A 24,796-nucleotide genomic window follows, 5' to 3' on the forward strand; every position below is an offset into this window, starting at 1 on the left:
TGTCTGCTGCCGCGAAACGCCCCCACCGGACGGCAGCGGATGGAGCAGGGATGATGCATCGCCGTACCTTCTTACGCACCGTCTCGGCCGGGCTCGGCGCCGTGGCCTTCTCCGGCGCCGTGTGGCACGACGCCGCCGTCTCGATGGCCGCCGGGGTCTCCAGGGTCTCGGCCGGCGCGAGCCCGTACGGGCCGCTCGGCGCGCCCGACGCGAACGGCATGGCGCTGCCCGCCGGGTTCACCGGCCGGATCGTGGCCAGGTCCGGCCGGTCCGTCGGCGGGACCCTCTGGCACCCCGCCCCGGACGGCGGCGCCTGCTTCGCCGACGGCACCGGCTGGATCTACGTGTCCAACTCCGAGGTGCCGCTGGTCGGCGGCGCCTCGGCCATCAAGTTCCGGGCCGACGGGTCGATCGAGCGGGCCTATCGCATCCTCAGCGGCACCACGCTCAACTGCGCGGGCGGCGCCACCCCCTGGAACACCTGGCTGTCGTGCGAGGAGGTCTTCCGCGGCCGGGTGTACGAGACCGACCCGTACGGCTCGCGCGCCGCCCAGCCCCGCCCCGCCATGGGCCGCTTCAAGCACGAGGCCGCCGCCTGCGACCCCGACCACCGGGTCGTCTACCTCACCGAGGACGAGAGCGACGGCTGCTTTTACCGCTTCACCCCCACCACCTGGGGCGACCTGTCCAGCGGCCGGCTCGACGTGCTCTGCGGCGCGGGCGGCGACGCCGTCGAGTGGCGCCAGGTGCCCGATCCCGGCCCCGCCGTGCTGGAGACCCAGACCCGGCACCAGGTCGCCGCCGCCCGCCACTTCAGCGGCGGCGAGGGCTGCCACTACGCGAACGGGATCTGCTACTTCACCGCCAAGGGCGACCGCAAGGTGTGGGCGTACGACGTCGCCCGCCAGACCGTCACCGCGATCTACGACGGCACCGGCACCCTCGACGGCGTGGACAACATCACCGGCCGGCCCTCCGGCGACCTCTACGTAGCCGAGGACGGCGGCAACATGGAGATCAACATCATCACGCCGGACGGCGTCGTCGCCCCGGTCATGCGGCTCGACGGCCAGGCCCAGTCGGAGATCACCGGGCCCGCCTTCTCCCCCGACGGCACCCGGCTGTACTTCTCCTCCCAGCGCGGCACCAGCGGGGCCTCGGCCGGGACGGGCGGCATCACGTACGAGGTGAGCGGGCCCTTCCGGCACTGAGCCCGGCACGCGGGAAGGCCCCGCGGGGACCGGGCGGGGCCTTCGTCCGCGGGGGCCGGCTACTGGCCGGTCAGCTTCAGCCTGACCGTGTAGGTGTAGTCGGTCTCGTCGTGCCCGTCCACGATGGTGGTCTCCGTGGTGGTCGCGCCGACCGCCAGCCCGGCGCACGTGGTGCCGTGGGCGATCGCGGAGCCCAGGCTGTCGCCCTCCCCGATGATCGGCGGGGTGACCTCGCGCAGGTCGAACGAGACGTTCTCGGTGCCCACGAGGAGCGTGGTCGGGTTGCCGAAGTCGGCGGGGTCGCCGTCGTCGCCGCTGCGCATGGCGAAGTACTTGGCGCCGAACTTCGGGAACAGGTTGCCGTCCACCTTGAAGCGCAGCTCGTCCTGGCCGTCCCGCTCGGCCACGTTGTTGGCGTCGATGTCGTAGAGGTCCACGCGGCACGAGCCCGCGGCGTGCGCCGGGCCCGTGGCCACCAGCACGGGGGCGACCATCCCGCCGGCCAGGGCGAGAGCTGCGACCAGCTTGTGAGAGCGCATGCTGACTTCTCCTTGCGTCCGGTGCTCCGCGGCCTTCGCGGAACGGGCACCAGAGTGGGCGGGCCACCGTGAGCCGATCGTGAGCACGCAGGTCAGTGGCACGGAACACACGTGTTGTGTGCCCTTTCCCACAGCCGCGCGCGCCGCCCCCGCCTACCGTGCGGCCATGGCGAAGTCGCTGACCCTGCTGCTGCTCGGCACCCCCGAGCTGGCCGTCGGAGGAACGCCCGTGGGCATCCGCTCCGCCAAGAGCCGGGCCCTGCTCTGCTACCTCGCCGCCGTGCCCGGCGCCCGGCCGCGCGCCGAGCTGGCCGGCCTGCTGTGGGGCGAGCGGCCCGACGCCAACGCCCGGGGCAGCCTGCGGCTGGCCCTGTCCGAGCTGCGCAGGGAGGTGGGCGGCTGGCTGGACATCCACCGCGACCAGGTGCGCCTGCGCGCCGAGGACGCCTGCTTCGTCGACCACCGGCAGCTCAGCCGGGAGCCGACGGTGGAGGGCGCGCTGCGGCTGTGGCGCGGCGAGTTCCTGGACGGCGTCTCCTTCCGCGACGCCCCCGCCTTCTCCGGATGGCTGGAGGCCGAGCGGCGGCGGGTGCGGCTGCTGCTGCGGGAGGCGCTCGTCCGCGCCGGGGGGCAGGGCTGTACGGGCGCGGACGGCGGGCAGGTGACGCGGCTGGCGCGGCTGGTCGCCGAGCTGGACCCGTACGACGAGGAGGCGCACCGGCTGCTGATCGCCCGCCTGGCCGCCGGCGGCAACCGCGCGGCGGCGCTGGCCTGCTACGAGGAGCTGCGGCGGCGGCTCGCCGCCGAGCTGGGCGTCGAGCCCGCGCCCGAGACGCTGGCGCTGCGGCGGGAGCTGGCGGCGATCCCGCGCCCCGCCCGGCGGGCCGCCGCCCCGCCCGTGCCGGGCACCGCCCTGGTCGGCCGGGACGGTGACGTCCGGCGGATCCGCGACCTGCTGGCCCGCGAGCGCCTGGTCACCCTGCTCGGCCCGGGCGGCATCGGCAAGACCCGCCTCGCCCTCGCCGTCCCCCGCTGTGCCGGGCCGGGGACCGGGGGGCCCGGTGGGGGCGCCCCCTCTCCTCCGGTCGCCGGCCGGGCCGGGGGGCTCGGTGGGGGCGCCCCCTCTCCCCCGGTCGCCGGCCGGGCCGGGGGGCCGGGGGAGGATGTCGCGTTCGTGTCGTTCGCCGGGGTGCGGCCGGAGGCGGCCGTCACGACGCTCGCCCGCCATCTCGGCGTCGACCTCTCGCCGCCCCGCCCCGCCGCCGACCTCCTCCTCGCCGCCCTGGCCGGCCGCCGCGCCCTGCTCGTGCTGGACAACCTCGAACACCTGCCGGCCTTCGACCCGTTCATCGCCAGGATCCTGCGGCACGCCCCCGGCGTGCGCGTGCTGGTCACCAGCAGGCGGCGGCCGGACCTGCCCGGCCAGCACGTCGTCCGGGTGGAGGAGCTGCCGCCCGCCGACGCCGAGGCGCTGTTCGCGGCGCGGGCGCCACGCGCGCAGCCGACGTTCGACGCCGGCCGGGAGGCCGCGCACGTGGCCGCGATCTGCGCCGCGACCGGCGGCCTGCCGCTGGCCGTCGAGCTGGCCGCCGGCCTGCTGCGGGCCGTGCCGTGCGCGGAGCTGGCCCAGCGCCTCGGCGCGGACCCCGGCCTGCTCGCCGCTCCCGGGCCCGCCGCCCGGCCCCGTCACGCCGGGATGCGGGCCGTGTTCGACACCTCGTGGGGATTGCTGGACCGGGCGGGGCAGGAGGCGCTGGCCGCGCTGTCGGTGTTCGGCGGCGGGTGCACGCTGCGGGCCGCGCTGGAGGTCGCCGCGACGACGCCGGCGGTGCTCGTCCGCCTGGTGGACCACAGCGTGATCCAGCTCACCCCGGCCGGCCGGTACGCCGTCCACCCTCTCGTCCAGCAGCTCGCCGGTGCCCGGCTGTCGCCCGAGCGGCGCCGGGCCGCCCGCGAGCGGCACGCCGCGCACTTCGCCCGCCTGCTCGACCGCCACGCCACGGGCCTGCGGGACGGCGCGGACCCGGAGGCCGTCCGCGTGCTCGCCCCCGAGCTGGACAACCTCCGGCTGGCCTGGCAGGCGTCGCGCCACCCCCGCTTCCTGGACCACTACTGGACGTTGTGCCTGCGGCTGCGCCTGTACGAGGAGTCGGCGGCCGTCGTCCACGAGCACCTGGCCAGGACGCCGGAGGCGGCGCACCTGCGGGCCCGCTGGTCGTGGATGGCGGCGCTGAGCGAGCACCAGCTCGCCAGGGAGGGCGAGGCCGTCCGCCTGGCCCGCGCCGCGCTCGCCACCCTGGGCGAACCCCTCCCGGCCTCCCCCGCGCCCATCGCCGTCGCCACCGCCGGGGCCGCCCTCCACCAGATCGCCCACCACCTCACCCACCACCCCCGGCACCGCACCGAGACCCCGAACCCGACCGGGACCCCGAGCCGGACCGAGACCCCGAGCCGGACCGAGACCCCGAGCCGGACCGGGACCCCGAGCCGGACCGGGACCCCGAGCCGGACCGAGGTCTCGCGCCGGGGCGGGGCCGAGGCGGCGCAGGCGCTGACCCTGCTGGCCAGGCTCGCCTTCCTCCAGCAGGACCTGCCCACCATGCTGCTGGCCTCGCTGCGCCAGCTCAACGCCGCCGACCGCGCGGCGGACCCGGCGTTACAGGCGGAGGCCCGCGCGAACTTCGCGACGATCGCCCGCATCGCCCGCCTCCGCCGGCTCGCCGACCATTACGGCACGCTCGCCGACCGCGCCCTGTCCGGCCTGCGGCACCCCACGGACGCGGCGAGCCGCGCCCACCTGGCACGCGGCCTCGACCGGCTCCACGCGGGCGCGTTCGAGGACGCCCGCCGCTCGTTCACCGAGTGCCGGGACCGCACGCTCGACCCGCGTACGGCGGAGAACTGCGCGGGCATGCTCGCCGAGACCGCCCTGTGGCGGGGCGACTTCGCCGTGGCGGCGGAGCTGTACGCCGCCACGGAGGAGCTGGCGGTCCGCCGGGTCGGCGGCGACGACATCGGCCGCCACTGGTGCCTGACCGGCCGCGCCGAGGCCCTTCTCCGCCTCCGCGCCGCCCCCTCCGAGCGGCCGGAGGAGATCGCGGGCGTCCTGGCGGCCGCCCACGCCTCGGCCGAGCGCCGCCGTACGCACGGCGAGGCGTTCGGCCTGCGCGACAGCGACGCCGGCCGGACGATCCAGCGCATGCGCCTGGTCGCCGCCGCCGCCCGCCTCGGCCTGCGCCCGGCGCGGGAGGCGCTGGCCGAGGCGCTGGAGCTGGCGGCCCGGCTGCCCGCCGCGCAGCCCGGCATGCTCGAATGCTGGACCGGCCTGGCCGAGCTGCTCTGGGAGCACGCCCGCGACGACCGGGCCCTGGCCCGCCGCCTGCGCCCGTACCTCTCCCGCTACCTGGCCCGCAACCCGGGCGCCGCCGCCCGCCTCGGCTGGGCGGACGCGCTCGTGCTGGCCGCCGCCGGCCGGCACCGGGCGGCCCGCCGCGCGGCCGGGCGGGCGACGGCGGCGGCGGCCCGGCTGGCGGTCCCGTACGACCACCACCGCGCCATCGAGACCGCCCGCCTGATCACCGCCGGGCCGCTGGAGCGCCCCGCCTCCCTCCGCCGGATGAAAGTTTCACGGTCTTGAGTGGCAGATGGTGCGTGCCCGTTGACGCGGCCATTCCCGCCCAGGAGGATTGGGAGCGCTCCCAATCCCCCCAAGAGGACCTTCATGACCCGATTCCGGGCCGCCTTACTGGCCTTCCTCACCCTGGTCGCCCTGTCCCCCGCGACGTCCGCCCGCGCCACCGCCGCCGCCGACGAGGGACCCGAACAGATCGTGAACGGCACCTTCGACGCCGGCACCGCCCCCTGGTGGGGCACCTCCAACGTCACCCTCGCCGTCACCGACGGCCGCCTGTGCGCCGACATCCCCGGCGGCACCGCCAACCCCTGGGACGTCATCATCGGCCAGGACAACATCCCCCTGGTCCAGGGCGAGACCTACGCCTACCGGTTCTTCGCCTCCGCCACCCCGGCCAAGGTCGGCCGCGCCCTGATCCAGCTCCCCGTGGACCCGTGGACGCAGTACCTGTCGGCCGCCCCCGAGATGAGCGTCTCGGGCAACAGCTACTCCTACACCTTCACCGCCCCCGTGTCGCTGCCGAACGCCCAGGTCGCGTTCCAGCTGGGCGGCAGCGCCGAGCCCTGGAGGTTCTGCATGGACGACGTGTCGCTCAAGGGCGGCGCGGAGCCCGAGGTCTACGAGCCGGACACCGGGCCCCGCGTCCGCGTGAACATGGTCGGCTACCTCCCCTCGGGCCCCAAGAAGGCCACCGTGGTGACCACCGCCACGACCCCGCTGGACTGGGAGCTCAGGAACGCCGACGACGAGACCGTCGCCAAGGGCAGGACCACCCCGAGGGGCGTGGACACCAGCTCCGGCCAGAACGTCCACACGCTGGACTTCAGCTCCTACCGCAAGCCGGGCGAGAGCTACACGATCAGGGCGGACGGCGAGACCAGCCGCCCGTTCGACATCGCCGCCGACCTCTACGACCAGCTCCCGACCGACGCGCTGAAGTTCTACTACACCCAGCGCAGCGGCATCGAGATCCTGGGCAGCCTGCGCCCCGGCTACGCCAGGCCGGCCGGCCACGTCGGCGTCGCGCCGAACCAGGGTGACGTGAGCGTCCCGTGCCAGCCGGGCGTCTGCGACTACTCGCTGAACGTCAAGGGCGGCTGGTACGACGCCGGCGACCACGGCAAGTACGTCGTCAACGGCGGCATCTCGGTCTACCAGCTCATGGCCGCCTACGAGCGGGACAAGGCCGCCTTCACCGACGGCCAGCTCGCGATCCCCGAGAGCGGCAACGGCCGCCCGGACATCCTGGACGAGGCCCGCTGGGAGCAGGAGTTCCTGCTGAGCATGCAGGTGCCGGACGGCAAGCCGCTCGCCGGCATGGTCCACCACAAGATCCACGACCGGAACTGGACCGGCCTGCCGCTGCTGCCGCACCTCGACCCGCAGCCGCGCGAGCTGCACCCGCCCTCCACGGCGGCGACGCTGAACCTGGCCGCGACGGCGGCGCAGGCGGCCCGGCTGTTCGCGCCGTACGACGCCGCGTTCGCCGCCAGGAACCTGGAGGCCGCGCGCAAGGCGTGGGCGGCGGCCAAGGCCAACCCCGCCAGGTACGCCGACCCGAACGACGGCGTCGGCGGCGGCGCCTACAGCGACGGCGACGTGAGCGACGAGTTCTACTGGGCGGCGGCCGAGCTGTTCATCACGACGGGCGAGAAGGAGTTCGGCGACTTCGTGCTGGCCTCGCCGCACCACACCGCCGACATCTGGCGCGAGCGGGGCTTCGACTGGGGCAACACGGCCCAGCTCGGCCGCCTGGACCTGGCGACGGTGCCCAACGCGCTGCCCGACCGGGCGCGGGTGCGGCAGTCGGTGGTCGAGGGAGCCGAGAAGTACCTGGCGATCCAGCGGGAGCACCCGTACGGGCTGGCGTACGACCCGCCGGACTTCGACTGGGGCTCCAACAACCTGGTGCTGAACAACCTGGTCGTCGTGGCCACCGCCTATGACCTGACCGGCGAGGAGAAGTACCGCGCGGCCGTCCGCGAGGGCATGGACTACATCCTGGGCCGCAACGCGCTCAACCAGTCGTACGTGACGGGTTACGGCGAGGTCGCCTCGAAGAACCAGCACAGCCGCTGGTACGCCCACCAGCTCGACTCCTCGCTGCCCAACCCGCCGCGCGGCACGCTGGCCGGCGGCCCGAACTCCGCCATCCAGGACCCCGTCGCCCAGCGCCTGCTCCAGGGCTGCAAGCCGCAGTTCTGCTACATCGACCACATCGAGTCGTGGGCGACGAACGAGCTGGCCATCAACTGGAACTCCCCGCTGGCCTGGGTCTCGGCGTTCCTGGCCGACAAGGCCGAGCGCGCCGACTGCCGGGTCGCCTACACGGCGCACGGCGCGTGGCCGGGCGGGTTCACCGCGCAGGTCGTGATCGAGAACACCGGCAAGCACGCGGTGGACGGCTGGGCCCTGCGCTGGTCGTTCCTGGCCGGTCAGGAGGCCGGGCACGTCTGGGGCGCGACGTTGTCGCAGTCGGGCTCGGTGGTGACGGCCAAGGCCCTGGGCTGGAACGGCAAGATCAAGCCCGGACAGAAGGTGACGTTCGGGTTCAACGGCACGAACCCCTCCGGCCCGAACCCCGCACCCGAGGTGTTCCACCTCAACGGGGCACGCTGCCGGTAGGCCCTGGCGGGTCCCCTGGGCGTTGCGGACGCTCCGTTGAACGGAATACTGTCGTCCCCATGCCCAGGGGAACCTCTGAAGTCAGCGAGCCGATGTACTTCGTGCTCACGGCCCTGCGCGCGGGCCCGCTGCACGGACACGCGATCAGCAAGTCGATCAAGGAGCTGTCGCGCGGACGGGTCCAGCCGTCCGTCGGCACGCTCTACGGCATCCTGGAACGGCTCAACGAGCGGGGCGTGATCGCCGTGGACCGCGAGGAGACGGTCAACGGCCGCAACCGGCGCTACTTCAGGATCACCGACGAGGGCCAGGCGCTGGTGGAGGCCGAGGCCAGGCGGATGCAGGAGGCGGCCTCCCTGGTCCTGCGCCCGTCCGGCGCATGACGGCACCGGACGACCCCGCCCTGGACGACCCCGCCCCGGACGCCCCCGCCCCGGACGCCCCCGCCCCGGACGCCCCCGCCCTGGACGCCCCCACGCCGAACGCCCCCGCGCCGGGCCCGCTCGAACGGCGCTACCGCAGGCTGCTGCTGGCCTACCCGCGCCCCTACCGGCGGGCGCACGGCGACGAGCTGCTGGACGTGCTGCTGGAGGACGCCGCCCCCGGCAGGCGGATGCCCGTCCTCCGTGAGGCGTGGGGCCTGCTGACGGGCGGCGCGCGCAGCCGCATCGCGCACCAGGCGACCGGCAGCGCCTGGGAGGACGGCCTGCACCTGGGCGTCACGGCCGTCGCGGTGACGAACCTGGCCGCGCTGCTCCCGTACGCGCGCGAGCTGCCGCTGTGGACGCTGCTGTCGGCGCTGGCGCTGCTGGCGATCCTGCGCGGGCGGCTGCGCGCGGGCCTCGCGCTCACGCTGCTCACCGGCGTGAAAGCGGTCGCGCTCGCCTCGGGCCGGCAGTGGTTCGACGTGACCCTGCTGCCCGTGCACCCGGGCGCGCTCTCCGGCCGGGCCCTGTTCCAGGACAGCGATCCGTTCCTGGTGGCGGCCGGTTACGCGGTCGTGCTGGTCGGCCTGGTGGTGCCGGTGTCGCTGCGGCGGCCGGTCCGGGCCAGGTCCTGGTGGTGGTGGGCGGCGGTCGTCCCGGCCGCGTGGGCGGGCCCCGCGTGGATGGCGGAGGGGACGGCGCCCCCGATCAGCCTGAGCAGGATGGCCGTGGAGGCGGTGGCGCTCGGGCTGGCGGTGGCGGGCGGCTACCTGGCGCGCGACCACCGGTGGGCGCTGGCGTCGGGGATCTACCTGCTCGTGGTCGTCGCCGAGCTGGCCTTCCACGCCCAGGAGCTCGGGAGGCAGCACCTCGCCTACGCGGGCATCCTCGTCCTGCTGACGGTGGCCGCCGCGTTCGTGCCGCTGCGGCAGCGACGGCACTGCCTGGATTGACCGCTCGAATTGACCATGCTTCGTTTAACGGAGTATGGTCTCGTCCCATGCTCAAGAGATCCCGCCTGACCCTTGCCCTGTCCGCCGCGGCGGCCGTCCTCTGCGGCTGCGGGGGCGCCGCCGCGAGCCCGGCCGCCGCCCCGAGCACCGCGGTCCAGGACAAGAAACGCCAGTTCGAGACGGTCAAGGCCGACTGCATGAAGCAGAAGGGCTTCACGTACGTGCCGTACGTGAAGCCGGAGAAGCAGGAGAGCGACCAGGAGCGCGAGCTCGCCTCCGGTGACTACGCGGCGATGCGCGCCCACCGCGAGAAGTACGGGTTCGGGATCTTCTCCCTGCACATCTACCCCAAGGAGCTCGGCGACCCCGCCCAGGACCCCAACGTCAAGATCGCAGGGGCGCTCTCGCCCTCCCAGGGAGAGGCCTACCAGCAGGCCAAGGACGCCTGCACCGGCGTGGCGGGCAAGCAGGTCCTCGGCCTGACCCTGAAGTCGGGCATCGACTACTACAGCCAGCTGGCCCAGGCCCACAAGCGGGCCAAGGCCGCCGAGCTCGACGGCGACCCCGAGCTGGTGAGCCTGGCCGGCTCCATGGCGACCTGCCTCAAGGGCAAGGGCTACACCGTCAGCGACACCAGGCCGACCGCCATGGCCGGGCGCGGCGAGACCGCGTTCATGGAGCAGCAGAGCACGCTGGGCCGCGAGCAGCAGGGCGACCTCCCCGACCGGCCGAAGATGACCAAGGACACCAAGCAGTTCCAGATGCCGACGCTCACCCCCGAGCAGGCCAGGCCCTATCTGGCCAAGGAGATCAAGGCGGCCCTCGACGACCTGGAGTGCGGCAAGGACTTCTACGCGGCCTACACACCCCGGGAGACCGCCCTCCAGCGGCAGGTCAACGACCGGTTCGCCTTCTGACCGGCTCTCATGGGATCCCCACGCAGGCTCCTCGCCGGCGTCGTCGCCGGCGTGGTCGTCATCGCGGGCGCCGGCTGGGCGGTCGGCACCCGGCTGCGCTCCCCCGCCGATGAGGCGGCCCGCCGCGCCGCGCCCGCCGCCTCGCTGGTCACCGCCGCCGTGGAGCGCCGCAAGCTGGTCAGCACGGTGGTGCTCAGCGGCATGCTGGAGTACGGCTCCCCGCTGCAGGTCACCCTGGCCGGCGTGGTCGGCGGCGACGCCGAGCCGCAGCGGACCACCCGCGCGCCGCGCAAGGGCCGGCTCAGGGAGGGCGCCGTGCTGATGGAGGTCAACGGCCGCCCGGTGTTCGCCCTGCGCGGCACGGTGCCGATGCACCGCACGATCGCCCCCGGCAGCGAGGGGGACGACGTCCGGCAGGTGCAGCGGGCCCTGCGCAGGCTCGGGTACCGCACGCCGGCCTCGGGCGTGTTCGACCGGGCCACGATCGCGGCGGTGACCCGCATGTACGCCGGCAAGGGGTACGAGGTTCAGCGGCCGACGCCGGCCGAGCGGCAGACGTACGAGACGCTGCGCAAGGCCGTGCGGACGGCCAGGGAGAGCCTGGCGACCGAGCGGCAGGCCCTGGACCGGGGGCGTGACGTGCTGCCGCTGAAGGTCCGGCTGGACAACGCCGAGAAGGACCTGAAGGCGGCGCGCGCCGCGCTGGCCGAGGCCGGGGCCCGCGAGCTGACCCCCGCCGACGAGGCCGACCTGGCGGCGGCGGACGCGGCCGTCCGCGCGGCGCGGGAACGCCTGCTCGAAGCCGAGCAGGCCCTCCGCCAGGCCACCTCCCCGCCGTCGGCCGGACCGTCGGCCGGACCGTCGGCCGGGGTCACGGCCGCTCCCCAGCCGACCTCCCCCCAGCCGACCTCCTCCCGACCGGCCACCCCCGGGCCGACCGCCACCGTCGACACGACCCTGCTGGAGCTGAAGGTGGCCCATGCCAGGGCGGACCTGGAGGCGGCCCGGCAGGCCCGCGACCTGGCCCTGCGCAAGGCCGGCGAGGCCAGGAAGACCAGGCTGGCGGAGCTGCGCAAGGCCGTCAGGACCGCGAAGGAGGCAGTGGTGACCGCCGAGCAGGCGTTGCGCCAGGCCAGGCAGCTCTCCCCGGCCCGCCTGAAGGTCGCCGGCGCCAGGGCGGACCTGGCCGCGGCCCAGGGGATGCTGGCCGAGTACACCCGCACCTACGGCGTGTCGATCCCGCCGGGCGAGGTGGTGTTCCTGCCGAAGCTGCCCGCCCGCGTCCAGAAGGTCGCGGCCAAGCCGGGCCGGCCCGTCGAGGGCGAGGTGGCGACGGTGACCGGCTCGGCGTTCGCGGTGACCGGGTCGGTCGAGGCGGCGGAGGCGGAGCTGCTGCGGCCCGGCATGAAGGCCACCGTCGAGCCGGCCTCGGGCCGGACGTACCCGGCCCGGCTGAGCGCGATCGGCGAGAAGGCCGGGCGGCCCGGCGGGGAGGAGCCGCCGGAGGGCTCCGAGCCCGTGCTGCTCACGCCGAGCGGGCGCGCGGGCCTGCGGGCGGGCGTCGCGGTGACCGTGCGGGTGACGGTGGGGGCGACCGGGAAGCCGGTGCTCGTCGTCCCGGTGGCCGCGGTGATCACCTCGGCCGACGGCAGGGCGCGGGTGCGGGTCGAGTACGCCACGGACCGCACCAGGGACGTCGAGGTGCGCACGGGCCTGACCGCCGACGGGAACGTCGAGGTCAGCGGCGCGCTCAAGGAGGGCGACCGGGTGGTGGTGAGCGGTGGCTGAGCGGGGGACGCCGCCACCCGTCGTCGAGCTGGTGCGGGTCTCCAGGGAGTATCCCGCCGCGCCGCCGGTCCGCGCGCTGCACGAGGTGTCGCTGCGCGTGGAGCGGGGCGAGCACCTGGCGATCGTCGGCCCGTCGGGCTCCGGCAAGTCCACGCTGCTCAACGTGGTCGGGCTGCTGGACCGCCCGACGTCCGGCGGCTACCGCCTGGACGGCGTGGAGACCACGACGCTCCGGGACGGCGCTAGGACCCGGCTGCGCGGCGGCCGGATCGGCTTCGTCTTCCAGTCCTTCCACCTGCTCCCGCACCGCAGCGTGCTGGAGAACGTCATGCTCGCCGAGGTCTACGGCGCCCGGCCGCGCGGGGGCAGGCGGGAGCGGGCCCTCGCGGCGCTGGAGCGGGTGGGGCTCGGCCACCGGGCGGGGTTCGTACCGGACCGGCTGTCCGGCGGCGAGCGCCAGCGCGCGGCCATCGCCCGGGCCCTCCTGGGCGGCCCGTCGCTGCTGCTGTGCGACGAGCCCACCGGCAACCTGGACAGCCGCAACACCGAGGCCGTGCTCGACCTGTTCGACGAGCTGCGCGAGCAGGGCCTGACGATCGTGGTCATCACGCACGAGCGGGAGGTCAGCGAGCGGGCCGGGCGCCGGGTGCGGATCACCGACGGCGTGCTGGTGGAGGAGTGATGCACGTACGCGACCTGGCCGGCGAGGCCGTCGCCGGCCTGCTGGCCCGGCCGGTGCGCACGGCGCTGACCACGCTCGGCACCGTGCTCGGCATCGCCACGCTGGTCGTCACGCTGGGCGTGGCCGCCACCGCGGGCAACCAGATCGTCGGCCGCTTCGACGCGCTGGCCGCCGCGGCCATCACCGTGGAGGTGCCGGGCTCCACCACCGGGGCGCCGGTGGTGACCTGGGACGCGGTCGAGCGGCTGACCCGGCTGCGCGGCGTGGAGTCGGCCGCCGCAGTGGCCGACGCGGAGGAGGGCGCGAACCTGTCCGTGCGTTCCAACGATCTCGTGGACCCCGCCCGGGTCACCACGCACGCCCTGACCGTGCTGGCCGCCACGACCGGGCTGCCCGGGGCCGCGCGCGGCCGGATGACGCGGGGCCGTTTCTACGACGAGGGGCACGTCCGGCGCGGTGACCGGGTGGCCGTGATCGGCGAGGACGCGGCCAGGATGCTCGGGATCACCCGGCTCGACCGGTCACCGGCGATCTTCATCGACGGGCACGCGTACACCGTGATCGGGGTCCTCGGCGACCTGCGGCGGGAGCGGAGCCTGAGCGCGGCCGTGATCCTGCCGCCCACCGCGGGGCGGCGGTTCGGGCTGCGCGAGGTCACCAGGGTGCTGGTCAACACCAGCCTGGGCGCGACGGACCTGATCGCGCGCCAGGCCCCGGTGGCGCTCAGCCCCGGCGCCGGCGACCTGTTGCAGGTGATCACCCCGCCCAGCCCCGCGAGGGCCAGGGACGCGGCGCGGGGCGACGCCGACGCGCTCTTCCTGATCCTCGGCCTGGTCTCGCTCGTCGTGGGCGCGCTCGGCATCGCGAACGTCACGCTGGTCACCGTCATGGAGCGCGTCCAGGAGATCGGCCTGCGCCGGGCGCTCGGCGCGGCCAGGCGGCACGTCGCCGCCCAGTTCCTGCTGGAGTCCACGCTGATCGGGCTGGCCGGCGGCGTGATCGGCGCGAGCCTGGGCGTGGTCGCGATCGTCGCGGTCTCGGCCGTCCAGCAGTGGACGCCGCTGCTGGACGTGCGGCTGGCGGTCGCCGCGCCGCTCGCGGGAGCGCTGGTGGGGCTGCTGGCCGGGCTGCATCCGGCGTGGCGCGCGGCCCGGATGGAGCCCGTGGACGCGTTGCGGTGAACCCGACCGGCCCCCCGGAACGTCAAAGAGGGCATGAGGATCTGGCGCATCGCGCTCACGCCGCTGCTGGTGCCGGCCCTGGTCGCCGCCCCGGCCGTCCCGGTGTCCGCCGCCGTCCAGCGGAAGGTGTTGGTGGAGTACCGCAGGCAGGGCGGCTTCGCGGGCTTCGACGACCGGGTGGTGGTGTACGGGAACGGCTGCCTCCGGCTGAGCCGCCGTACCGGGCCGACCGTGGACAAGTGCCTCACGGGCAAGGAGGAGCGCAGGCTCCGGGCGGCCCTGAAGGGGCTGCGGATCGGGCGGTCGCAGCCGCCTCCGCAGGGGGCGGACTTCCTCAAGTACACCCTCGTCCACAAGGGGCACCGCGCGAGCCGCTACACGCTCCCGAAGAGCTGGCAGCCGGTGGTGAAGCAACTCGACGCGGCCATGACGAAGTACTGGGCGCCGGACTGAGCCCGTACTCAATCAAATGATTGACCGGCGGGCCCCGGCGGCTCTATGTTCGGGCGCATGACCCCAGCGGACGGCGGGCAGGTCGCCCTGATCGTCAAGGTCGCGACGCGGCTGTTCGCGGCCCACGGCTACGACGGCACCTCCACCCGCCAGATCGCCGAGGCCGCCGGCCTCAACATCGCCACCGTCAACTACCACGTCGGCGGCAAGCGGGAGCTCTACCTCGCCGTCATGGAGCGCGCCCACCAGGCCGAGCGGGCCGCGCTGGAGCGGGCGCTCGCCCGGCCGGCCGGCACCGGCCCCGTCGCCGCGATCCACCGGCTCGTGGACGACTACCTCGACTTCTGCGTGGACAACCCGGAGATCCCCGCGTTGTGGATGCACCGCTGGCTCTCCGACGCCGGCGACATCACCGAGCTGGAGCGCGAGTACGTCCAGCCGCTCGTCGCGAACGTCGGCGCCGCGCTGCTCCCGGCCCGCGACGCGGGGATCATCGACGCGACCGTGGACCTGGAGTACACGATCTGGACCGCGATCTGGTCGATCCACGGCTTCGCCAAGGGCGGCGTGCTGGACGCCGAGGGGCGCCGCAGGGGCGCCGGCGACCGGGCGGCCCTGCGGCGCTTCCGCGCCCACCTGCACCTGTCGCTCCACCGCACCCTCGGCCTGCCCGGCGACCCTCCGTGAGCCGCGTGGAGGCCATCGGGTCCGGTGAGGGGAAGCCCGGCGAGAAGCCAGACGGGGAACCAGGTGGGAAGCTCGGCGGGAAGCGGCTGCTCGGCTACGGGATCGGCTCGGTGGGCACCGGCGTGTTCTCCGCCGTCCCCGGCCTGCTGCTGCTCTACTACCTGACCGACATGCTGGCCGTCCCGGCCGCGGCGGCCGGCGCCGTGCTCGTGGCGCCCAAGATCTGGGACGTGCTGCTCAACCCGCTCGTCGGCGCGGCCAGCGACCGCGAGGCCGTGCGCACCGGCCGGCGCACCCGGCTGCTCGCGATCGGCGCGGTGACGCTGCCGGTGGCGTTCGCGCTCATGTTCGCCGTCCCCGGCGGCCTTCCGGGTGCCGCGTGGTCGGGGGCGGCGTGGTCGGGGGCGGCGTTCCTGCTGGCGGCCACCGCGTTCGCCTGCTTCCAGGTCCCCTACGTGGCCCTGCCCGCCGAGATGGCCGGCACCCGGGCCGCGCGGACCCGGATCATGTCCTGGCGGGTGGTGTGCCTGACCGTCGGCATCCTCGTCGCGGGCGGCCTGGCGCCGGCCGTGGTGGATCTGGCGGGCGGCGGCCGGGCCGGGTACGCGGTCATGGGCGTGGTGATCGGCGCGGTCATGGCGGCGGCCCTGGTGGCCGCGACGCTGGCCACCCGCTGGGTGCCGTCCAGGCCGGGGCCGCGCCAGCTCGGGCCGGTGGCGGCCTTCCGGCTGGCGCGCGGCAACCGGCCGTTCTTCGTGCTGCTGGCGGCGTTCGTGACGCAGGCGCTGGCGGTGGCGGTGATGCTGGCCGGGGCGCCGTACGTGGCCTCGTACCGGCTGGGCGACTACGGCCTGACGTCGGTGATGTTCGTCTGCCTGGTCGGGCCCAGCATGCTCGCGGTGCCCGGCTGGGCGTGGCTGGCCCGCAGGCACGGGCCGGTGCGCTGCTACCTGGCCGCCTCCGCCGGGTTCTGCGCGGTCGCGCTCGCGCTGGTCCCGGCCATCGCGGCGGCCGGTCCCGGGTCCGGCTTCCCGGCGGCCGGGCTGGCCGCCACGCTCGCGCTGACCGCCCTGGCGGGGGTCTGCTACGCGGCCCTGCAACTGCTGCCGCTGTCCCTGCTGCCCGACACCGTCCACGCCGACGCCGCCCGCACCGGGCACGCGCAGTCGGGCGCGTTCACCGGGTTGTGGACGGCGGGCGAGACCGCGGGGCTGGCGCTCGGGCCGGGGCTGTTCGCGCTGGTGCTGGCGGGGTCGGGGTTCGCCTCCGCGCCGGCCGGGGCGCCCGTCGCGCAGGAGCCCGCCGCCCTGACCGGGCTGCTGCTCGGCTTCACCGCGCTGCCCGCCCTGCTCATGCTGATCAGCCTGCCGTTCGTGGCCTGGTACGGCCGCCTCGCGAAGGAGCCCGTGTGAAGGAGCCCGTGTGAACCTGCCCCCGTCCGGACGCGCCACCGCCGACCTGCTGGCCGAGCTGGCCCGGCTCAAGCGGCACGACCTGCCGGTGCGCGGCGGCCAGGTGACCGCCTACGTGTACGACACCGGCCGGGCCGAGATCAACGACGCCGCGGCGCGCGCCTACTTCGAGATGCTGGAGGTCAACTGCCTGGACCCGACCGCCTTCCCGAGCATCGTCGAGATGGAGCGGCAGGTCGTGGGCGCGGTCGCCGACGAGCTGGGCGGCGGCCACGGCATCTTCACCAGCGGCGGCACCGAGTCGATCATGCTGGCGGTGAAGGCGGCCCGCGACCTGGCCGGGCGGGAGCAGCCCAACCTGGTCGTGCCGGTCACCGCCCACCCCGCCTTCCACAAGGCCGCCCACTACCTCGGCGTCGAGGTCGTCGCCGTGCCGGTGGACCTGGAGACCTACCGGGTGCGGGCGGCGGACGTCGCCGCGGCCCTGACCCCGGACACGATCCTGGCCGTCGTCTCGGCGCCGTCCTATCCGCAGGGCGTCATCGACCCGGTCGAGGAGGTCGCCGCCGTCGCCGCGGCGGCCGGGGTGCCGTGCCACGTGGACGCGTGCGTGGGCGGCTGGCTGCTGCCGTGGCTGCGCGCGGCCGGGGCCGACATCCCGCCGTTCGACCTGTCGGTGCCCGGCGTCACCTCGATCTCCTGCGACCTGCACAAGTTCGGGTACGCGCCCAAGGGCGCCTCGGTCGTGTTGTTCGCCGACCCCGCGATGCGGCGCGGGGCGTACTTCGCCTCGGCCGCCTGGCCCGGGTACACGATCATCAACGCGACCGTGCAGAGCAGCCGGTCGGCCGGCCCGCTCGGCGGCGCGTGGGCCACGCTCCAGGCGCTCGGCCGGGACGGCTACGTCGAGCTGGGCCGCGCCACCCTGGAGGCGGCGACCCGGCTGCGCGCCGGCATCGCGGCGATCCCCGGGCTGCGGGTGCTGGGCGAGCCGGAGTCGTCGCTGGTGGCCTTCGCCGGCGACGGGATCGACGTGTTCGTGCTGGCCGACGAGGCCCGCGCGCGCGGCTGGTTCCTGCAGCCGCAGCTCTCGTACGCCGGAATCCCGGCCAACCTGCACATCACGGTCACCGGCGTGACGCTGGCCGGGGTGGACGCCCTGCTCAAGGTGATCGCCGAGGCCGCCGCGGCGGCCCGCGAGCGCGGCCCCGTCGCGCTGCCGGACGGGCTGGTGGAGCTGGTGGCCGGCCTGGACCTGGACGCGCTCGACGACGCCGCCTTCGCCGAGCTGGCCGCCTCGGTCGGGACGGATCTGCGGCCGGGCGCGGGCCAGCCGGAGATGGCGGTGGTCAACGCCGTGCTGGACGCCCTGCCGGCGAGCGCCCGCGAGGCGGTGCTGGTGCGCTTCCTGTCGGTGGTCTACGGCGCGGGCTGAGGCTCACCGCAGGTCGTCGAGCTGCTCCAGGGCGAACGAGCGGATCTCCTCGTCCTCCACCGTGGCCGCGTGCGCGAGCAGGTTCATGTCCTCCTCGTCGGACAGCCGCGCGGCCGCGGCGGCGGCGAACATCCGCACCACCCGGTCGTCGCCCTCCAGCCGGGCGACGATCTCGCGCGGGTCGACCTCCTCGCTCTCCAGCCGCACCAGCCACTCGGTCAGCGCCTTCAGCTCGGGGTCCGGCGAGGCGGCGGCGCCGGCCGCGAGCTGCTCGGGCGAGGCGGCGGCCAGGAACGCGAGCACCTTCCAGCGCACGGCGTCGTCGAGGTCGCGGCTCAGCGCCAGCACCCGGGCGGCGAGGGGGCCGTCCTCGGGCGTGCCGGCCGTCAGCGCGGCCTCGATCGCGAAGAAGCGCACCTGGCGCAGCGGGTGGGCGAGCAGGGCGGGCAACTCGCCCGCCAGCGGCGCGGCGAGGTCGCCCAGCTCCGACAACAACCAGGCGCCCGTGCGCACGGCCTTGTCGTCGCCGCTGCGCAGCAGGCGGAGCAGGTTGTCCACCGGGTAGCCCGCGAACAGCTCCTCCAGCAGGTCGTTGGCCGCCGGGCCCAGGAAGTCGTCGTCGGCCGGGTGCGCGAGGACGCGCGCGACCAGCTCGTCACCTGTCCGTTCCTCCACCGGCCACCCCTGCCTTCCGAAGAGCACGGGCCCGCGGGGCGCGGTCCGCCGCACCCCGCGGGCCTCCCGCAAGCACCGGCGAGCCCATCGGCCCTCGCGGGAGCTTCATGGCGCATGACCATATAGGCCCTCATATCGCTCTTGGCCACACTTTCCGTTCATGAGATCTACATCTCACCGCCAAGAGGGCGAGGACGTGCTTCCGGGCCTCGCCGGGGCGGTCAGCTCGTGGGCAGCGTGACCATCACCAGGAAGCCGCCGTCCTCCTCCGGGCCGGCCTTGAGCGTGCCGCCGGCCAGCTCCACCCACTGGTTCACCTCGCCCAGCCCCTCGCCGCCCGGGCCGGCCGGCGGGGGCTCCTCCGCCGGCCGCGCGTTGCGCACGCTGACGCGCACCACGCCCGGCAGGTAGCGGACCTCCACCCGGGTGTCCGCGCCCGGCGCGTGCTCGCGCACGTTGTCCAGGGCCTCCTGCACCACCCGGTACGCCGTCCGCCCCACCATCCCCGGCACCGTCACCGGCACGCCGCTCACCACCAGCTCCACCGGCACGCCCCTGAAGGCCGCCTCCGACACCAGCGACCGCAGGTCGGGCAGCGGCAGCCCGAGGTCGAAGCCCTCGCCGGTGCCGCGCCGCAGCAGCCCGCTCATGTGCCGCAGCTCGTCCAGCGCCGCGCAGCCGGTCGCCCGCAGCTCCTCGGCCGCCGCCCGGGCGCGCTCGTCGCGCGTCTCCTCGGCCAGCGTCCCGGCCCGAACCACCATGTGGCTCACCCGGTGGGTGACGACGTCGTGCATCTCGCCGGCCAGCCGCTCGCGCTCCACCCGCCCGGCCCGCTCCTCCAGCGCGTGGCGCAGGCGCAGGTCGGCCTCGGTGTACAGGCCGTACAGGAGGGCGAGGGCGAGCACCACCTCGGTACGCAGGACGAGGGGCGCCGCGCCGGGCCATTCGGCCAGCAGCAGCACGGCCAGGCCGAGCACGATCACGGGCAGCCAGCGGCCGGTGGCGCGGTGCCGCTCGGCCGTGAACGCCATGACCGCGTACACGGCGAACGGGCCCGCCGGCGGCCACACCAGCAGGCCCTCCAGCGGGGGCATCGCCGCCGGGGCGAGCACGCAGAGCACGGGCAGCGTCGCCGCCGTGCCCGCGCCGATCCAGGCGACGGTCAGCGGCGCGCGCCGCATCCAGGCCAGCGGCAGCGCCGCCGCGAGAAGGACCGGCAGGAACGGCCCCCGGGGGCAGGCCGCCAGCGTCAGACCCGCCGCGACCAGAACCGCGACCGCCTCGGCCGGGTGCGGGCGGGCATCGTCCACCGGCTCATCGTACGGTCATGGACCGCACCTGCCCAGCGTCCCTCACACCTTGGTGACCCGGACGGCGTCGGCGACGACGTAACCGCTCGCCGAGGTCCAGCGGCTCACGCCGACCACGTTGTACGTCCCCGCGTTCAGCGGGAACGTCCCCAGCACCCGCCAGACCCCGCCGCCCGACCGCTGGTCCACGGTGACGGTCTGGTTGCCGCTCGACGTCGCCACAATGTACGGCGTCGCGCTGTTGTAGCCGGGATCGGACGGGTACCAGACCTCCACCCGGTAGGTGCCCGCACTGGGGATCGCGGCCGAGTACCAGGCCGGGTCGCTGGCGGCGACCGGGTCGGCGAAGCGGTAGTCGCCGCCGTAGCGCTGGCCGGAGTAGGCGGAGGTGCCCCAGCTCGCGCTCGCGGTGAAGCCGGTGCCGGCGTTGTCGAGCACCACGCTGAACCCGCCGCTCCCGGAGCCGGCGGTCCGGCCCGCGCTGGGCGCGCTCTCCTGGTGGGTCCTGGTGAGGGCGGTGACGTAGTAGGTCTGCGTCCCGCTCGCGGTGGTGTCGGTGAACGTCCTGCTCCTGGTCGTCCCGACGAGGTTGCGGGCGTCGGCGAAGAAGCACGGGTCGGCGGCGGACGGGGAGCCGGCGACCCGGTAGACGGCGTAGGAGGTGCCGGAGCCGGTCCAGGTGAGCTGGACGCCGCCCGTCCCCTGGGTGGCCGCGGTGATGACGGGCGCGGCGGGGGCGGCGGCCGTGCCGCGGGCGGGCAGCAGGGCGGGCCTGGTGTAGTGGGTGGCGACCAGGCGGGTGATCGCGCCGATCCGGTCGGCCTTGACGTCCTTGGCGCTGAAGTACACGTCACCGCTGATCTCGGGGTGCTTCCTGTTGTCGAGCAGGTGGTCGCTCAGCTCGGCCGGGTCCTGCCAGGCGGCCTCCTGGCCGGAGGCGCCGGCGCGGTAGGCGGCCTGGCCGATGACGAGCTGCACGCCGGTGTCCCGGACGACGTCGGACCACCAGGCGGTGAGCACCTCGTAGGCGGCGGTGGAGAAGCCGAGGTGCCAGTAGATCTGCGGGGAGATGTAGTCCACCCAGCCCTGCTTGACCCAGGTGCGGCTGTCGGCGTAGATCGCGTCGTAGGACTGCAGGCCCGAGGTACGCGAGCCGAGCGGGTCGGTGCCGGCGTTGCGCCAGATCCCGAACGGGCTGATGCCGAAGGAGACGTGCGGCTTGGCGGCGTGGATGCGCTGGTCCAGCTCGCGGACCAGGAGGTTGACGTTCTCCCGCCGCCAGTCGGCGACGTTGGTGAACGAGCCGCCGTACTGGGCGAACGTGGCCGAGTCCGGGATCTGCTCGCCGCTCGCCGGATAGGGGTAGAAGTAGTCGTCGAGGTGGACGCCGTCCACGTCGTACCTGGAGACGGCGTCCATGATCGCGTCCTCGATGAAGGCGCGGACCGCCGGGATGCCCGGGTTGTAGTAGAGCTTGCCGCCGTAGGCGAAGCGCCAGCCGGGGTTCTTGCGGGCGGGGTGGGTGGAGAGCAGCTTGCTGGGGTCGTCGTGGTTGGCGATCCGGTACGGGTTGAACCAGGCGTGCAGCTCCAGGTCGCGGGCGTGGGCCTCGCTGACCATGAACGCCAGCGGGTCGTAGCCCGGGTCGCCGCCCTGGGTGCCGGTCAGCCACTGCGACCACGGCTCGTACGGGGAGGGCCAGAAGGCGTCGGCCGTCGGCCTGACCTGCACCATGACGGCGTTCATGCGCTTGGCCACGGCCAGGTCCAGCCAGGCGCGGAACTCGGCCTGCTGGGCTGCGGCGCTCAGCCCGGTGCGGCTGGGCCAGTCGATGTTGGCCACCGAGGAGATCCACATGGCCCGGAGCTGGCGCTTGGGGGTGGCGGGGTCGGTGGCGCAGGCCGCCGCCACGGCGGTGGGAGCGGGGCCGGGCGCGACGAGGGTGACGAGCGCGGCGGTGAGCGCCGCCAGGACGATACGCGGGAGCGCGGTCACGAAGGGAAGTTTCAGCGCCCCGGCCGGAAAGCGCAATAGTTTTCACCGATTTGCGGGGGCCCAACTTCGGACACGCTGTCAACAAAGATGAAAAGTTTCACCCGACCCGTCGGTAATGTCAATTATCGACATCGGTCAGATGCTGACGTAACGTGCGAGCCGTCACTCCTGTGACCCAGCACTCCTGTGAACGAGGAGCCCCCCATGACATTCGCCCGCACGCGATTAACAGCCCTCGCCACCTCGATCCTCGCCGCCCTCCTCCTCATCGCCGCAGGCCGGCCCGCCCTCGCCGCGCCGGCCACGCAGGACGGCCCGCTCCCCGCCGCCTTCGCCGAGGCGGCCGCCCGCTACGACGTGCCGCGCGACCTGCTCGTCGCCCTCGCCTACGCCGAGACCCACCTCGACGGCCACAAGGGCGAGCCCAGCGCCAGCGGCGGCTACGGCGTGATGCACCTGGTCAGCAACCCCACCAACCACTCCCTGGAGAAGGCCGCCGAGCTGACCGGGCAGCCGGTCGAGAAGCTGCGGGCCGACGACGCCGCCAACGTCCTCGGCGGCGCCGCCGTCCTGCGCTCCCACGCCGACGCCCTCGGCCTCGACGAGACCGCCAGGAAGGACACCGGCCGCTGGTACCAGGCGGTCGCCAAGTACGGCAACGCCACCACGCCCGAGCTGGCCCGCCTGTACGCCGACGCCGTCTACGAGGCGCTCGGCCTCGGCATCGACATCCGGGGCGTCCAGGTCAAGCCGCAGGAGGTCACCGCCGACCGGGGCCCGTACGCCAAGGCCCGCGACCTCAACGCCAAGGCCGAGGCCGGCGTGCTGAGCACCGACTACGGCCCCGCCGCCTGGGTCGCGGCCAGCTCCAGCAACTACACCGCCTCCAGCCGCCCGTCGAGCTACGCCATCGACCGCGTGGTCATCCACGTCACGCAGGGCTCGTACGCCGGCACCATCTCCTGGTTCCAGAACTCCAGCGCCCAGGTCTCCGCGCACTACGTGGTCAAGTCCTCCAACGGCGCCATCACCCAGATGGTCCGCGAGAAGGACATCGCCTGGCACGCCGGCAACTGGACCTACAACACCCGCTCGATCGGCATCGAGCACGAGGGCTACGTCAGCGACGCCTCGTGGTTCACCGACGCGATGTACCGGGCCTCGGCCGCCCTGACCAAGGCCATCTGCGACAAGTACGGCATCCCGAAGGATCGCAGTCACATCATCGGCCACAACGAGGTCCCCGGCGCCACCCACACCGACCCCGGTTCCTACTGGAACTGGACCACGTACATGAACTACGTGACCGGCGGCGGTGGCACCCCGTCGTGGACCACGACCGTGGACAACACCACCTCCGGCCAGTTCACCGCCAGCGCCAACTGGGGCACCTCCGCCTACTCCGGCCAGCGCTACGGCAGCGACTACCGCTTCGCCGACCCGGTCGCCAGCAGCGACCCGGCCTGGTACGCGGCCGCGATCCCCAGCGCGGGCACCTACCGGGTTGAGGTCTGGTACCCGTCCGATCCCGGCTACAACAGCTCGGCGCCGTACATCGTGGCGACCTCGAGCGGCAACCAGACCGTCTACGTCGACCAGCGCAGCGGCGGCGGGACGTGGAAGAGTATCGGCACGTTCTCGCTGAACGCGGGCACGTACAACGTGGTCGGCGTGAGCCGCTGGACCTCCGGCACGGGCTACGTCATCGCCGACGCCGTCCGCCTCAGCCGCCTCTGACCCACCCACCCCCCGGCCCGCGCCCCCACCCGGGGGCCGCGGGCCGCCCTTGAAGGCAGTCCCCGCCGCCGCCTCCCGAACCGCGCGAAGCAGTCGTCAGCCTGGGACCCGCCCCTCCATCCGATCGTCACGCCCCGGACCAGCACCGGTGGCCAGGACCACCCACCCCGCCGCGACCGCGGCGGCCACGGCCAGCGCTGCCAGGGCCACCAGCGTCCGCCCGTCAGGATGCACCAACGCCTGCCCCCGCAACGCCTGCCACGTCACCAGAACGACCAGCCCCGCGTACGCGCCCGCCGCGACGAGCATCAGCCCCACCCGGGTCCGCTCCCCCCGCAACCAGCCCACCCGACCGGCGAGAGCCCCGAGCACGATCGCCACGACCACCATCACCTGCAACCCGTGCAGCCCCACGAAGTGCGGAATGCGCAGATCACCCCCAACCGTGCTCCACCCGGTAAGAGGCAGCCCAGGCCCCCCATCCGGCACCCCCACGTTGTGCTGGGCCGCCAGCGGCACCGCATGCCCGAGCGCATCCTTCGCCCTCCACACCCCGCTGGACCTCGCCGGTATGAAGATCCCCAGCCCGATCCCGACGACCACAAAGGCCAGCCCCGCCCGCACGGCCCAGCCGAACACCCGATCCCCGACCCGCTGGAAGACCAGCAGCCCCGCGAGAACGAAGTTCGCCAGCATGAGCAACTGCACCCCCACACCGAATATCAGCTGAATGACATCGGTGAAGGGATCATCCGCCTGGTTGAAATGGCTGAACGTCCCCCGCGCCGCCTGCACCACCACGACGCCGACATCGACCATGCCGGTGACGGCCAACAACGTCGCCGTCCACCAGGTCCACCGGCTCGCCTTGTGCGGCAGGCTCAGCAGCCACACCAGCGTCAGGCCGTACACGATGAACGACACGGCGAACTTGAGCGGCTTCCCCCACACCGGCGCCCCGAGCAGCACCCGCCCGTCCACCACCATGCCGACGGCCGATACGGCCAGCAGCACCACCATCGAGGCGACCATCACCAGCAGGGGCCGATGCAGCCGGCGCCCCGCCGTACGGACTGGTTCGAGAAGTGCGGACATCGGCACGCCTTCCGACAGGCAACCCGCAACAAAGGACCAGTC

Annotated in this window: 19 protein-coding genes; 14 read left to right on the forward strand and 5 right to left on the reverse strand. The window is 74.5% G+C overall.

The window, feature by feature from the left end; translation table 11 throughout:
• Positions 1 to 53 precede the first annotated feature (53 nt).
• On the forward strand, positions 54 to 1,211 hold the full coding sequence (locus tag AB0H75_RS15870; protein WP_367797131.1) for an alkaline phosphatase PhoX: 1,158 nt from the start codon (positions 54 to 56) through the stop codon (positions 1,209 to 1,211).
• 59 nt (positions 1,212 to 1,270) lie between these two features.
• Here AB0H75_RS15870 and AB0H75_RS15875 read toward each other — a convergent pair whose 3' ends face one another.
• Positions 1,271 to 1,750 carry a hypothetical protein gene (locus AB0H75_RS15875; protein WP_367796535.1) on the reverse strand — a complete coding sequence of 160 codons (480 nt, stop codon included), beginning with the start codon at positions 1,748 to 1,750 and terminating at the stop codon, positions 1,271 to 1,273.
• 166 nt (positions 1,751 to 1,916) lie between these two features.
• On the opposite strand from AB0H75_RS15875, the gene AB0H75_RS15880 reads away from it, so the two are divergent.
• The 12 genes from AB0H75_RS15880 to AB0H75_RS15935 all read left to right on the forward strand — a co-directional run bounded on the left by AB0H75_RS15880 (position 1,917) and on the right by AB0H75_RS15935 (position 17,942).
• The gene (locus AB0H75_RS15880) at positions 1,917 to 5,387 is read left to right on the forward strand and encodes a BTAD domain-containing putative transcriptional regulator (protein WP_367796537.1); all 3,471 of its coding nucleotides are present in this window, start codon (positions 1,917 to 1,919) and stop codon (positions 5,385 to 5,387) included.
• Between the two features lie 84 nt (positions 5,388 to 5,471).
• Positions 5,472 to 8,009, forward strand: coding sequence for a glycoside hydrolase family 9 protein (locus tag AB0H75_RS15885; RefSeq protein WP_367796539.1), 2,538 nt, complete (start codon positions 5,472 to 5,474; stop codon positions 8,007 to 8,009).
• A 59-nt stretch (positions 8,010 to 8,068) separates the two neighbouring features.
• Entirely contained in the window at positions 8,069 to 8,392 is a 324-nt protein-coding gene (locus AB0H75_RS15890) for a PadR family transcriptional regulator (protein ID WP_367796541.1), read from the forward strand.
• Positions 8,389 to 9,387 (forward strand): hypothetical protein, encoded by a 999-nt coding sequence (locus AB0H75_RS15895; RefSeq protein WP_367796543.1) that lies wholly within the window; start codon positions 8,389 to 8,391, stop codon positions 9,385 to 9,387. Before AB0H75_RS15890 ends, AB0H75_RS15895 begins: the two co-directional genes overlap by 4 nt.
• Positions 9,388 to 9,434: 47 nt before the next feature.
• On the forward strand, positions 9,435 to 10,304 hold the full coding sequence (locus AB0H75_RS15900; RefSeq protein ID WP_367796545.1) for a hypothetical protein: 870 nt from the start codon (positions 9,435 to 9,437) through the stop codon (positions 10,302 to 10,304).
• 9 nt (positions 10,305 to 10,313) lie between these two features.
• A complete protein-coding gene (locus AB0H75_RS15905) occupies positions 10,314 to 12,092 on the forward strand; it encodes a peptidoglycan-binding protein (RefSeq protein WP_367796547.1) in 1,779 nt (592 codons plus the stop codon).
• On the forward strand, positions 12,085 to 12,774 hold the full coding sequence (locus tag AB0H75_RS15910; RefSeq protein ID WP_367796549.1) for an ABC transporter ATP-binding protein: 690 nt from the start codon (positions 12,085 to 12,087) through the stop codon (positions 12,772 to 12,774). Before AB0H75_RS15905 ends, AB0H75_RS15910 begins: the two co-directional genes overlap by 8 nt.
• Positions 12,774 to 13,955: an ABC transporter permease gene (locus tag AB0H75_RS15915; RefSeq protein ID WP_367796551.1), complete on the forward strand. Its 1,182-nt coding sequence runs from the start codon at positions 12,774 to 12,776 to the stop codon at positions 13,953 to 13,955. Before AB0H75_RS15910 ends, AB0H75_RS15915 begins: the two co-directional genes overlap by 1 nt.
• Before the next feature lie 33 nt (positions 13,956 to 13,988).
• Positions 13,989 to 14,408 carry a hypothetical protein gene (locus AB0H75_RS15920; RefSeq protein WP_367796553.1) on the forward strand — a complete coding sequence of 140 codons (420 nt, stop codon included), beginning with the start codon at positions 13,989 to 13,991 and terminating at the stop codon, positions 14,406 to 14,408.
• A gap of 57 nt (positions 14,409 to 14,465) precedes the next feature.
• A complete protein-coding gene (locus tag AB0H75_RS15925) occupies positions 14,466 to 15,095 on the forward strand; it encodes a TetR/AcrR family transcriptional regulator (protein WP_367796555.1) in 630 nt (209 codons plus the stop codon).
• Between the two features lie 86 nt (positions 15,096 to 15,181).
• Positions 15,182 to 16,507 carry an MFS transporter gene (locus tag AB0H75_RS15930; RefSeq protein WP_367797133.1) on the forward strand — a complete coding sequence of 442 codons (1,326 nt, stop codon included), beginning with the start codon at positions 15,182 to 15,184 and terminating at the stop codon, positions 16,505 to 16,507.
• Between the two features lie 10 nt (positions 16,508 to 16,517).
• Complete coding sequence (locus AB0H75_RS15935; RefSeq protein ID WP_367796557.1) at positions 16,518 to 17,942, forward strand: aspartate aminotransferase family protein; 1,425 nt, start codon at positions 16,518 to 16,520, stop codon at positions 17,940 to 17,942.
• A gap of 3 nt (positions 17,943 to 17,945) precedes the next feature.
• On the opposite strand, the gene AB0H75_RS15940 is transcribed toward AB0H75_RS15935, so the two are convergent.
• The 3 genes from AB0H75_RS15940 to AB0H75_RS15950 form a co-directional block, all read right to left on the reverse strand.
• Complete coding sequence (locus AB0H75_RS15940) at positions 17,946 to 18,617, reverse strand: hypothetical protein (protein WP_367796559.1); 672 nt, start codon at positions 18,615 to 18,617, stop codon at positions 17,946 to 17,948.
• A gap of 221 nt (positions 18,618 to 18,838) precedes the next feature.
• Positions 18,839 to 19,927: a sensor histidine kinase gene (locus tag AB0H75_RS15945; protein WP_367796561.1), complete on the reverse strand. Its 1,089-nt coding sequence runs from the start codon at positions 19,925 to 19,927 to the stop codon at positions 18,839 to 18,841.
• Between the two features lie 42 nt (positions 19,928 to 19,969).
• Positions 19,970 to 21,922 (reverse strand): family 10 glycosylhydrolase, encoded by a 1,953-nt coding sequence (locus tag AB0H75_RS15950; RefSeq protein WP_367796562.1) that lies wholly within the window; start codon positions 21,920 to 21,922, stop codon positions 19,970 to 19,972.
• Between the two features lie 204 nt (positions 21,923 to 22,126).
• Here AB0H75_RS15950 and AB0H75_RS15955 point away from each other — a divergent pair, with 204 nt between their 5' ends.
• Positions 22,127 to 23,659: an N-acetylmuramoyl-L-alanine amidase gene (locus AB0H75_RS15955; protein WP_367796564.1), complete on the forward strand. Its 1,533-nt coding sequence runs from the start codon at positions 22,127 to 22,129 to the stop codon at positions 23,657 to 23,659.
• Positions 23,660 to 23,755: 96 nt separating this feature from the next.
• Here AB0H75_RS15955 and AB0H75_RS15960 read toward each other — a convergent pair whose 3' ends face one another.
• Complete coding sequence (locus AB0H75_RS15960; protein WP_367796566.1) at positions 23,756 to 24,754, reverse strand: hypothetical protein; 999 nt, start codon at positions 24,752 to 24,754, stop codon at positions 23,756 to 23,758.
• Between the last annotated feature and the right edge of the window lie 42 nt (positions 24,755 to 24,796).

Origin of the sequence: Nonomuraea sp. NPDC050783, from assembly GCF_040802095.1 — a bacterium.
Lineage (GTDB): Bacteria > Actinomycetota > Actinomycetes > Streptosporangiales > Streptosporangiaceae > Nonomuraea.